The organism is Streptomyces sp. P6-2-1 (genome assembly GCF_050613165.1).
In the GTDB taxonomy this organism is placed as follows: domain Bacteria; phylum Actinomycetota; class Actinomycetes; order Streptomycetales; family Streptomycetaceae; genus Streptomyces.
This window is the reverse complement of record NZ_CP192513.1, coordinates 3,334,922-3,345,831: the sequence shown is the minus strand read 5'-3', so window position 1 is coordinate 3,345,831 and position 10,910 is coordinate 3,334,922. Positions and strand designations below refer to the sequence as shown.

The 10,910-nt window shown below is 73.2% G+C and carries 8 protein-coding genes; 5 read left to right on the top strand and 3 right to left on the bottom strand.

Annotation, left to right across the window (positions count from 1 at the left end; genetic code table 11):
* The first annotated feature begins 166 nt into the window (after window positions 1-166).
* Complete coding sequence (locus ACQYWQ_RS14400) at window positions 167-2,050, top strand: molybdopterin-dependent oxidoreductase (protein ID WP_431034997.1); 1,884 nt, start codon at window positions 167-169, stop codon at window positions 2,048-2,050.
* 335 nt (window positions 2,051-2,385) lie between these two features.
* The gene (locus tag ACQYWQ_RS14395; protein WP_431034996.1) at window positions 2,386-3,039 is read left to right on the top strand and encodes a fasciclin domain-containing protein; all 654 of its coding nucleotides are present in this window, start codon (window positions 2,386-2,388) and stop codon (window positions 3,037-3,039) included.
* 660 nt (window positions 3,040-3,699) lie between these two features.
* On the opposite strand, the gene ACQYWQ_RS14390 is transcribed toward ACQYWQ_RS14395, so the two are convergent.
* Window positions 3,700-4,434 (bottom strand): hypothetical protein, encoded by a 735-nt coding sequence (locus ACQYWQ_RS14390; RefSeq protein ID WP_431034995.1) that lies wholly within the window; start codon window positions 4,432-4,434, stop codon window positions 3,700-3,702.
* Window positions 4,435-5,617: 1,183 nt separating this feature from the next.
* Between ACQYWQ_RS14390 and ACQYWQ_RS14385 the strand changes: the two genes are divergently transcribed.
* A complete protein-coding gene (locus ACQYWQ_RS14385) occupies window positions 5,618-6,466 on the top strand; it encodes a chitosanase (protein WP_431039190.1) in 849 nt (282 codons plus the stop codon).
* A gap of 1,220 nt (window positions 6,467-7,686) precedes the next feature.
* On the opposite strand, the gene ACQYWQ_RS14380 is transcribed toward ACQYWQ_RS14385, so the two are convergent.
* Window positions 7,687-8,052 (bottom strand): PH domain-containing protein, encoded by a 366-nt coding sequence (locus ACQYWQ_RS14380; RefSeq protein WP_431034994.1) that lies wholly within the window; start codon window positions 8,050-8,052, stop codon window positions 7,687-7,689.
* Between the two features lie 118 nt (window positions 8,053-8,170).
* Between ACQYWQ_RS14380 and ACQYWQ_RS14375 the strand changes: the two genes are divergently transcribed.
* Both ACQYWQ_RS14375 and ACQYWQ_RS14370 read left to right on the top strand, forming a co-directional pair.
* Window positions 8,171-8,833 carry an MSMEG_1061 family FMN-dependent PPOX-type flavoprotein gene (locus tag ACQYWQ_RS14375; protein ID WP_431034993.1) on the top strand — a complete coding sequence of 221 codons (663 nt, stop codon included), beginning with the start codon at window positions 8,171-8,173 and terminating at the stop codon, window positions 8,831-8,833.
* A 96-nt stretch (window positions 8,834-8,929) separates the two neighbouring features.
* Complete coding sequence (locus ACQYWQ_RS14370) at window positions 8,930-9,331, top strand: hypothetical protein (RefSeq protein WP_431034992.1); 402 nt, start codon at window positions 8,930-8,932, stop codon at window positions 9,329-9,331.
* A 222-nt stretch (window positions 9,332-9,553) separates the two neighbouring features.
* Here ACQYWQ_RS14370 and ACQYWQ_RS14365 read toward each other — a convergent pair whose 3' ends face one another.
* Complete coding sequence (locus tag ACQYWQ_RS14365) at window positions 9,554-10,822, bottom strand: MFS transporter (RefSeq protein ID WP_431034991.1); 1,269 nt, start codon at window positions 10,820-10,822, stop codon at window positions 9,554-9,556.
* Window positions 10,823-10,910: the final 88 nt, after the last annotated feature.

Genomic DNA, 10,910 nt, shown 5'->3' with positions numbered 1-10,910 from the left:
CCCGCCGTGCCTGTCAGGGCAACTCTCGTGGGGGATACGGAGTCGTGCGCGCAGGGGATGGGTGTGAGGTGCGCTCTTCTTCCTCTCTCCTCCCAGAATTCCCACGAACGGGTGAACCGGCAACTCGGCACCCATCCGCACGGCCCGGCGGCTCCGAATGCCTCACATGACCCGGGAAACCGCAAGGCGCCGTGCGCCCCGCCCCCTCGCCCGCTGGGCGGTGGGCGGGCTCTCCGGGCTGCTCGCCGGGTACGCGGCGCTCGCGGTCGGCCAGCTCGCTGCCGGTCTCGGGCGGGCCGAGGCGGGCCCTGTCGCCGTCGTCGGCGGCGTCGCGATCGACCTGGTACCGACGCCGCTCAAGACGTGGGCGATCCGCGAGTTCGGCAGCGACGACAAGCGCGTGCTGGAACTGGGCATCCTCGGGGTGCTCGCCCTGCTCGCCCTCGTACTCGGCGCGCTCGCCACCCGGTGGCGCCTGAGCGGCGCTGCCGGGGTCCTCGCGATCGGCGCCGTGGGCGCCGCCGCGGCCCTGAGCCGCCCCGACAGCGCGGGTCTCACGGACACGCTGCCCTCTCTGGTGGGAGCGGCGGCGGGAGCGGTCCTGCTCTACCTGCTGGTCGGGCCCGTGTACGCCGGTGCGTACCTGCCCCCGTGGGTATGGCAGGGGCCGCAGGCGACGTGGCGCGTTCGGGGCGCCACGGCGCCCGGCGGCCCCTGGGCGACCGAGGGGAACCCTGGGGCCGTACGAGTGAGGACGTGGGGGACGGCGGGGACGGCGGAGGCGAGGGCGCGGGGCCGGGCGGTGCGGACCGTACGGGTGCGGGTGAGGTGGGCCGTGCGGGTGCGGGTGGCGCGGGCCGTACGGGTGCGGGTGGCGCGGGCCGTACGGGTGCGGATGCCGGCGACGACGCGGGTGGGGCGACCGGCCGCGCGCGAACCCGTCCCTGCCGCCTCCGTGCCGTGGGACCGGCGCCGCTTCGTGCTCCTCGCGGCGGCCACGGCCGCCGGAGCGACGGGGGCGGGGGCGGCAGGGCGGGCGCTCGCGGGCGGGGACATCGCGGGCGCGGTGGCCTCGCGCGAGGCGATCAGGCTCCCGCGCCCGGACTCCCCGGCCCGCCCCGTACCGGCGGGAGCGCGCCTCCACGTGCCGGGGCTGTCCCCCTTCACGACCCCGAACAAGGACTTCTACCGCGTCGACACGGCCCTCGTCGTGCCGCACGTCGACGCGGACTCGTGGCGGCTGCGCATCCACGGCGAGGGCGTGCGCGAGGGCATCGAGCTGAGCTTCGCCGACCTCGTCCGGCGCGAGACGGTCGAGCGCGACATCACGCTGACGTGCGTGTCGAACGAGGTCGGCGGCCCGTACGTGGGCAACGCGCGCTGGCTCGGCGTGCCGCTCGCGCCGCTGCTCCGCGAGGCGGGCGTACGGCCCCCTTCGCGCGGCGGCAGGGCCGATCAGCTCGTGGCCCGCTCGGTCGACGGGATGACGCTCGGGACACCGGTCGAGGACGTCATGGACGGGCGCGACGCGCTCCTCGCCTTCGGCATGAACGGCGAACCGCTCCCGTTCACGCACGGCTTCCCCGTGCGGATGGTCGTGCCGGGGCTGTACGGGTACGTGTCGGCGTGCAAGTGGATCGAGAGCATCGAGCTGACGACCTTCGCCGCGTACGACCCGTACTGGGTCAGGCGCGACTGGGCCCGCGAGGGCCCGATCAAGACCTCGGCCCGTATCGACACACCGAAGCCGTTCGCGCGCCCGAAGGCGGGCACGGTGACGATCGCGGGCGTCGCGTGGGCGCAGCACCGGGGTATCGAGAAGGTCGAGGTACGGGTCGACGACGGGCGCTGGCGCCCCGCCGACCTGGCCGCGCAGGACACCCGCGACACGTGGCGGCAGTGGTCGCTCCCGTGGCGCGCCACCCCCGGCACCCACACCCTCACCGTCCGCGCGACGGACGGCGAGGGCCACCGCCAGACGGCGAAACGGGCCGGGACGGTGCCGGACGGGGCGAGCGGGTGGCACGCGGTGGTGATCACCGTGGACTGAGCCCGACGGGTGGGGGCCTTGCGGGGGTGCGGGCCTTGCGGGGGTGCGGGTGTGGCGGCGCACGGGCGTCCGGGCGTGGCGGCGGGCGGGTGCGGCGGCCTGCGGGTGCAGCGGCCTGCGGGGGTGCGGCGGCGGGAGACGCGCTCCGTCGTGCGTGAGGGTGTGACGCGTACATGCCACGTCATTCCCGTAGTGGCCCACTGACCCGCACTTTCACGAACGCGCATTCTCCCGCTCACTTCCTCACTCACCCACCCATCCACTGACCCACCTGACCCACCTGACCCACCTGACCCACCCACTGACCCACATCCCATCCGGACTTGGAGAACCTCATGAACCTCACCCTCCGCCGCACCGCTCTCGCGCTCGCCGTCGCGGTCCTTCCCGTCGCGCTCACCGCGTGTTCGGGCGACGGCGACAACAACGCCTCGGGCGGTACGTCGAACGAGACGTCGAAGCGGCCGAGTTCGAGCGCGCCGCAGGCCGGGAAGGATCAGGCGATGGACGAGGCGGGTCCCTTCGGGCCCGCGTGCGCGGGGGTGCCGAAGAGCGGCGCGGGGTCGTTCGACGGCATGGCGCAGGACCCGGTGGCCACGGCGGCCTCGCACAACCCCGCGCTCTCGACGCTCGTGACGGCGGTGAAGAAGGCGGGACTCGTCGACACGCTCAACAACGCGAAGGACGTCACGGTGTTCGCGCCGACGAACGACGCGTTCGCGAAGATCCCGAAGGCCGATCTCGACAAGGTGCTCGCCGACAAGGCGCAGTTGACGAAGATCCTGACGTACCACGTCGTCGGCGAGAAGCTCACGCCGAAGGACCTGGAGAAGGGCACCTTCGAGACGCTGGAGAAGAGCACGCTCATGACGTCCGGCTCGGGTACGTCGTACAAGGTCAACGACAGCGCGAAGGTCGTGTGCGGGAACGTGCGGACGGCGAACGCGAACGTGTACCTCATCGACTCGGTGCTGATGCCGAAGATGTGAATGTGAGGACGCCGAGGGGGCGTTGCGTCCTCGGTGACTGGCCGGTCGGTCGGCAGGCCGACTGATCGTCGCGGGGCCGGCTGGCTGCCCGGCTGCCCGTCCGTCCGGCTGGCCGGTCGGTCGGCTGGCTGGCTGGTCGGTTGGTCGGCTGGCTGGTCGGTCGGCTGGTGACGGGGCCCGGGAGCATGTCCAACTCCCGGGCCCCTCGTGTGCCACCGTGTGGTCCCCCCGGCCCTTGGGAGGTCACCGGATCAGTCTCTCCCCGCGCGCTCTGCCTTTGAGCTACCGAGCCAAGTGCCCTCCACAGGGAGGGGTGTGGAGGCTCGGAGAGGAGTTGAACCTCCATCTCGCGGAAATGTCCGGTGCCGGTCGGGCGGGGTGGGGCGGCCGATGCTGAGCTTGGAGCGAGAGTCTGAGCTTGAGGGCGCACCGCGTGGCGGGTGGGCCCGTTCAGTTTCACGGTCTGAGCTTCAGCGTGGCGCGCACCGTGCGGTGCGCGCGCCCTCCGCGCTCGTCGGAGGGCGATCGTGGGACGGCCGCCGGGGTGTGGGACGGCCGCCGAGGTGTAGGGCGGCTGCCGGGGTGTGGGGCGGGTGCCGGGGTGTTCGGGGGCAGGGGCCGCTGCCCCGGGTGGTTCCGGGCCCCGGCGCCCGGACGGGGTCAGCCGCCGAAGAGGTAGCCGAGTACGGCGGCGCCCGCGTGCCGGTCGTCGACCTCCGTGGCGTTGGCCTCCTCGCGGGCGAACCGAACGGCCTGGAGCAGGCGTTCGGCGCGGTCGAGGAGTTCGTTGACGCGGCGGGCGGGGAGGGCGCCGGAGAACTTCACGGTGGTCCAGTAGCCGACCGGGATGTCCTCGTAGTACACCTCGACCTGCGCCGGGTGGTGCTCGGTCGCCTCGGCCTTGACGTGGTTGCGCGGGACCTTGCGGGTCCGCACGGTACGTACCGGATCGGTCCGCCACGTGTCGGTGGAGGGGTCCTGCGACCAGGTCTCGGCGGCGTCGAGCACGGGAAGCCTGCGCAAGAAGCCGTCGAGCGCGGTGAGTTGCTTCTCCAGGAAGAGCAGGTACGGGACCGGGGCGGCGGCGAGCAGCGTCCTGCCGTCCACGACGACATCGGCGCGCGCGTCGAGATTCGCCCAGTCCTTCGTGGCGGTCACGTCGAAGAGCCTGGTCAGCGCTTCGGACGCGGCCTTGAGGAGGTCCTCGGCCTTGACCTGGACGCGGGTCGACTCGGGCGGCAGCTGCTCGCCCTCCTCGTCCTTCGGCTGGTAGGTACGGGACAGCCCGGCCAGGAGGGCGGGCTTCTGGAGTTCCTGGTGCGCGCGGGCAAGCTCCTGGGCGGACCTGGCCTTGACGCCCTTCTCCACTGCGATGATCTGATTGAGCTTGGGCACGGGCCGAAGCTAGCAGCGGGGCGTGCGGCGGGGCACGTGAATTTGGGGGCGGGAGCGGGAGCGGGAGCGGGAGCGGGAGCGGGAGCGGGGCCTGGGGCCTGGGGCCGGGCGGTCGGCTGCGGGTGCGGCTGCTGGGGGTGCGGCTGGGGTGCCGGGTAGGGCGTGCGGCTGTCGGGTGAGCGGCTGTCGGGCGTGCGGTTGGGCCGTCGGGTGAGTGGCCGGACTTCCGGGTGCGCGGTTGGGCTGCTGGGCGGCGCGGCCAGGGGTGTGCGGTCGCCTTCTCGCGGTACGGACGCGGGTGTTGGCGGGGCGCGGGCGGGTGGGGGCGCACCGGCGGGGCCGGGACGGCCGGGGCGGCCGACGGGTCCTGCCGACGGGTCCTGGCGACGGTGCCTTTCGGTGGTGGTTTCCGGTGGCGCCGTTCGGCGGGGCCGGGGGCGGACGGCCGCCTCGGTGCGTGGACGTGAGCGGTTTCGCTCCGCCGGGCCCGCGCACCGCAGGCGGCATCCCCCGTACCCCCGTGGTCCCGAAGGCTCCCCCGGCTCCTTCGGCTTCCCCCGTGTTCCCCCGTGTTCCCCCGTGGTCCCCCCAAGGGGTTCTCGTACCGGCCCCGGCGGCCCCTCGTACTCCCCCGAGTCCCCCGTGAGAGGCCGTCCCCCGTGGGGCCGGTGCGATGGATTGATGATGCACGGGTCCGGGGGTGAGGTGCATTGCCAGATTCCGGCAGCGTTCGCGGGCGCGGGAGTGCCCGGGTGGTGCCGCGAGAGGCGCGGGGGCGAGGGCGGGGGAGGGAGCCGGGGGTTGGGGGAGGTCGGGGGCGAGGTGGGCGGCGGGGCGGTGAAGCGAGGGATGAGGCGGGCGGCGGGTTGGGGGTGGGGCGAACGGGATGAGGTGGGGCGACTGGGCGACTGGGCCGGGGGCGACTGGGCGAGGGGGTGGCTGGGCGAGGGGGGCGACGGTGGGGCGGTCGAGGCTCGGGTGAGGTGAACGGGTGGAGTCGAAGGTCTGTACGTATGTCGCGGAGTCTGTTAGGAAAGCTTCCTAACAGGCCGCACAGCGGTCTGCGGCACGTCCCAGCACCTCTCAACTCTGCGATGGAGGAAGGGCGTTGAACTCTCAAACCCCCCACACCCCGAGCACCACCACCCCCCACCACCACTCCCGCTCCACCCGTGCCCGCCGGATGGCGCGGCTCGCGCCGTTCGCCGTGGCGCTCGCGCTGGCGGTCCCCGCCGCCTCGTACGCGCTCGCCTCGCCCGCCCCGGAACAGGGCGGGAGCGCGACGGTCGCGGCCCGGGCGGAGCAGGCCCGTACGAGGGCCGCGACGGGGCTCGACGACCCGGCGAAGAAGGAGATCGCGATGCAGCTGGTCTCCAGTGCCGAGAACTCCTCGCTCGACTGGAAGGACCAGTACCGCTACATCGAGGACATCGGCGACGGACGCGGCTACACCGCAGGGATCATCGGCTTCTGCTCGGGGACCGGTGACATGCTGGAGCTGGTCGAGCGGTACGCGCGGACGACGCCGGGCAACGTACTCGCCCCGTACCTCCCCGCGCTGCGGAAGGTGAACGGCACCGACTCGCACGAGGGGCTCGGCTCCGCGTTCGAGGACGCGTGGCGCACGGCGGCCGAGGACCCGGCCTTCCAGCAGGCGCAGAACGACGAGCGCGACCGCGTGTACTTCGACCCGGCGGTGGCGCAGGGCAAGCAGGACGGGGTCGGCACGCTCGGCCAGTTCATCTACTACGACGCGATCGTCATGCACGGTCCGGGCAACGGCGGCACCAGCTTCGGCGGCATCCGCGCCCGCGCCCTGCGCGAGGCCCAGCCCCCGGCCCAGGGCGGCGACGAGACGGCGTGGCTCAACGCCTTCCTCGACGCGCGGGTGTGGGCGATGAAGCAGGAGGAGGCTCACTCGGACACGAGCCGCGTGGACACGGCGCAGCGGGTGTTCCTGGACGCGGGCAACCTGGAGCTGGACCCACCGCTGGAGTGGAAGGTGTACGGGGACAGTTACCGGATCGGGTAGGGGGCGAGGTGAGGTGAGGCGAGGCCAGGCGGGTGAGGCGGCGGGGCTGGGTGCGGTGGAGCGGGGCTGGACGCGGGGCCGTTGGCTCGGGTCCGGTCCGGCTTTGGGCCCGCTTGACCTGCTCCACTTCGGGTCGCTTGGCCCGCCTGGCCCGCCTGGCCCGCTTGGCTCGCTTGGCCTCGGGTCGCTTGGCCCGCTTGGCCTCGGGTCAGCTGGCCCGTTTCACCTCGGCCCTTCTGGTTCGCAGGGTCTCGGGTCGTCCGGCGTGCTTGGTCTTGGGTGGGGCCGTTCCGTTTCGGCCTTGGGGCGACCTTGGGTCGGCCTGTTCTGGCCGGGGTCGGGCTGCCTGGTCTGCTTGATCTCGGGTCAGTTGGCCCGTTTCACCTCGGCCCTTCTGGTTCGCACGGTCTCGGGTCGTCCGGCGTGCTTGGCCTCGGGCGGGGCCGTTCCGTTTCGTTCTCGGAGCGGCCCTGGCCCGGCCCGGCTCTGGCCTGGGCTCGGCCAGCTCTGGCACAGGTCCGGCCCGTTCGGGCCCGTGGGCCGGGCCTGTTCGGGCCCGTGGGCCAGGCCCGTTCCAGCTTGGGTTTGCCCTTTTCCGGCTTGGGCCCGGCCTCCTCTGGTCCCGCCGGGTTCGGCCGCCCCGGTTCTGGCGCGGGTTCGCTACGTTCCGGCACAGGTGCTCGGCCGACTCCGGGCTCGCCGTTCCGGCCCGGGTTCCTTGCTTCCGGCACAGGTGCCCGGGCAGCTTCGGGCTCGCCGTTCGGCCGGGGGGCGTCCCACTTCCGCCCGCCTCTGCCCTCTGCGGCTCGCCTGAGGACAGCCCCCACCCGCCCTGGGGGGCGACCCCAATACCAGTCTTTCGCAAGTCGCAACCCCCTCCCCGCCAACCACCGCAATCTGTGGATAACTTCGGGGAACCCGTCACGCGGCTCACCCGTAAGGGTGGCGGGTGTCCTGTGGATAACGAGAACCCTGGGCAGAGGTAGGCGAGCACTCACCCACCTCACGGCCTCACAAACCTGCCCCGCGTCGCCCCCAACTCCCGCGCCTCGCGTCGCCCCCAACTCCCGCGCCTGCCTCACCCCCAACCTCTGCGCCCAGCCTCACTCCCCCCAGCCTCACTCCCCCCAACCTCACCCCAACCCCCACGCCCCGTGTCACCCCTCACCCAGCCCCCCTCCCCCTCACCCAGCACCCCCCCTCACCTCCCCCGTCACCCCTCACCGCGTCACGAACTGCGTCAGGATCGCCTGGACCTCGTAAATGTCGACGCCCTTCGTGAAGGTCTTCGTCACAGGCGTCTCCGTTCCGGAGAGCCAGATCTTCAACTCCGCGTCCAGGTCCAGGTGCCCGGCCGTCTCGACCGCGAAGTGCGTGATGCTGCGGTACGGAATCGAGTGGTACTCGATCTTCTTGCCGGTCAGCCCCTGCTTGTCGACGAGCAGCAGACGCCGGTCGGTGAACAGGATCGTGTCGCGGATCAGCAGGTAAGCGGCATGCACCTGCTCGCCGGGGCCGAGCAACCGTGCGTAGTCGTGCGCGGCCCTGGCCGGATCGATGGTGTGGGCGTTCCCGAACAGTGCCATGCAGGGCTCCTTGCCGGTGCGCTTCGCGTACCGCGCGCGGCACGCGTTCGTACCGCCGAGGGTACGGGTGCCGGGCCGGGTATCGGGCATACGTACGGAAGAAAGTAAGGTATGCCTAATGTCCACGCTCACCGGCCCCGCAGGCCCCGCCACCCCCACCGGTTCCGCCGCCCCGGCTGCCCCCAGCGCCCCGGCTGCCCCCACCAGTCAGGCCCCCGCCAGCCCGTCCCCCTCCCCCACCGCCGAGATCCCGACCGCCGAGATCCCCGCAACCGAGATCCCCACCACCGAGATCCACAGCGCCGAGGAGTTGTCCGCGCTGCTCGGTGAGCCCTGGCCGATCGTGATCGAGAAGGTGCACGACCGCCTCGCACCCGAGGACCTGGACATCCTCGCCCGCGCCCCCTTCTGCGTCCTGTCCACCTCGGACGAGGCCGGCAACTGCGACGCCTCGCCGCGCGGAGACCTCCCCGGCTTCACGCACGTCGTCGACGCCTCGACGATCGCGCTCCCCGAACGGCCCGGGAACCGCAGGGGCGACAGCCTCCACAACATCCTGCGCAACCCGCACGTCGGTCTCCTCTACCTCATCCCCGGCGGCAAGGAGGTCCTCCGCGTCAACGGCCGTGCCCGCGTGCTGAGCGAGGCGCCCTACTTCGACGCGATGACCGCGACGGCGGCGGGGAAGGCGCTGCGCCCCGCGCTCGCCATCGAGATAGCGATCGACGAGATCTACCTGCACTGCCCCCAGTCGCTGCGCCGTGCGGCCCTGTGGAAGTGAGTGCGACTCCCCTATAGTCCTGCGCCGTAAGGGAGTTGGTGGGGCTGGAGCAGGGGGAGCGGGCGGATGGCAGGGGAAGCGGAACATCCTTCGAGCGTGGAGCGGCGCTTTCGGAGCGGCGTCGAAAGGCGTATCGGCTGGGGGATCGGCCTGCTGATCCTCGCCGGACTGTGCTGGGCCTGGTCGGCCTGGCACACCTTCACCCCGTACGACAGCCGGGTCGCGCCCGGGGTCCGCTGCGCCGCGCCGTTCCACCGCGAGGAGGAGGACGTCTACCACTACGGAGACCGGGACGACTGGAACTCCCTCGTCGTGGGCTGCGCCGTCACGCGCAACTGGCAGTCCACCACCGTCCCCCTCGTCATCTCCTTCCCCCTCGCCGTCACCGGCGTCGGTCTCCTCGCGAGCGCGCTCGCGGCCCGGCGGATGCTCCGTCTCCAGGCGGAGGTGGAACACGCCCAGCGCGAGTGGGCCCGCACCAAGGGCGGCCGGGCTTGAGCCCGCAGGGTCTCGTACGGAGCCGGGGCGCCAGGCGTCGTACGGAGCCGGGGCGCCGGGTGCCGTACGGAGACGGGCACCCGACCCCGTACAGTCGCGCGGCCCGTACGCAGCCGGGCCCCCGCCCCGTACGAACTCGGCCCCCGGCCCCGTACGAACCCGCCTCCCCCGGCCCCGCACGCGCCGCGCGTCAGCGACGTACCGCCGCGCCGCCCCCGTCGGTCAGTCCCGCACCTCCGCCGCCTCCACGACCGCCGCCGCACCCCCCGTCCCAGCCGTCGCCGCCGTCGCCGCCTCAGCCGTCGCCGTCGCGCTCGTCGCCACGACCTTCGTGCGGCCGCGCAGCGATACGCCGCCGTCCATCCGGCCCGCGACGAGCGCGAGCGCGAGGCCGGCGACCGCGAGGGCCGTGCCGACGAGCGCCGGGGCCGTCCAGCCCAGGCCCGCCGAGATCACGAGGCCGCCGAGCCAGGCGCCGCCCGCGTTGGCGAGGTTGAAGGCGGAGTGGTTCGAGGCGGCCGCCATCGTCGGGGCCTCCTCGGCCTTCGCCATGAGGAGCATCTGCACAGGCGTCGTGATGAGCGAGCCCACCGCGCCGATCAGCAGGACGCACAGGAGCGCCGTCGCGAGCACGTGGATCGCGAAGTAGAACGCGGCGAGCGTCAGCGCGAGGATGATCAGACCGCCGTAGAGCGTGGGGCGCGGGGCGCGGTCGGTGAGCGGGCCCGCGACGAGCGTGCCGAGCGTCATGCCGACCCCGTACAGCGCGAGGACGAACGTCGTCGAGGACTCGGCCATGCCCGTGACCTCGGTGAGCATCGGCACGAGGTAGCTGTAGACGGCGAAGCAGCCGCCGAAGCCGACGACGGCCGTGGCGAGCATGATCGCGACGTGGCGGTTGCCCATCGCGCGCAGTTCGCGGCCGATGCCCGCGCCCTCGCCGCGCGGCTGGTGGGGTACGAGCTTGACGAGCGCGGCGAGTGCGACGAGGCCGATCGCGGCGACGGCCAGGTACGCGGCGCGCCAGCCGAGCGCCTGCCCGAGCGCCGTACCGGCCGGGACGCCGACGATGTTCGCGACGGTGAGGCCGAGGAACATCATCGAGACCGCGCGCGCGGCCCGTTCGGGCGCGACGAGCCGTGAGGCGACGACCGCGCCGACGCCGAAGAGCGCGCCGTGCGGCAGGCCCGCGAGGACGCGCGCGGCGAAGAGCGTGCCGAAGCCGGGCGCGAAGGCCGAGGCGGTGTTGCCGATGACGAAGAGGCCGGTCAGCCAGAGCAGCAGCTTCTTGTGCGGGATGCGGGCGCCGAGCCCGGTGAGGAGCGGCGCGCCGATGACGACGCCGAGCGCGTACGCCGAGACGATGTTGCCCGCCTGCGGCACGGAGACGCCGACGCCGTCGGCTATCTGCGGCAGCAGACCCATCGAGACGAACTCCGTCGTGCCGATGCCGAAGGCGACGACGGCGAGCGCGAGCAGGGCCAAGGGCATGGCGGGGGTACCTCCGGAAGGGGGCCACTCAAGGGGTGGGGGACGGCCACGTGGAGAAGGGGGACGGGTGTGGCCGCGCCGGGCCTCC

Coding starts and splice junctions, on each gene's coding strand:
- ACQYWQ_RS14395 (WP_431034996.1), top strand. CDS start 2,386: ATGAACCTCACCCTCCGCCGCACCGCTCTCGCGCTCGCCGTCGCGGTC.
- ACQYWQ_RS14400 (WP_431034997.1), top strand. CDS start 167: ATGACCCGGGAAACCGCAAGGCGCCGTGCGCCCCGCCCCCTCGCCCGC.
- ACQYWQ_RS14375 (WP_431034993.1), top strand. CDS start 8,171: ATGTCCACGCTCACCGGCCCCGCAGGCCCCGCCACCCCCACCGGTTCC.
- ACQYWQ_RS14365 (WP_431034991.1), bottom strand. CDS start 10,822: ATGCCCTTGGCCCTGCTCGCGCTCGCCGTCGTCGCCTTCGGCATCGGC.
- ACQYWQ_RS14385 (WP_431039190.1), top strand. CDS start 5,618: ATGGCGCGGCTCGCGCCGTTCGCCGTGGCGCTCGCGCTGGCGGTCCCC.
- ACQYWQ_RS14380 (WP_431034994.1), bottom strand. CDS start 8,052: ATGGCACTGTTCGGGAACGCCCACACCATCGATCCGGCCAGGGCCGCG.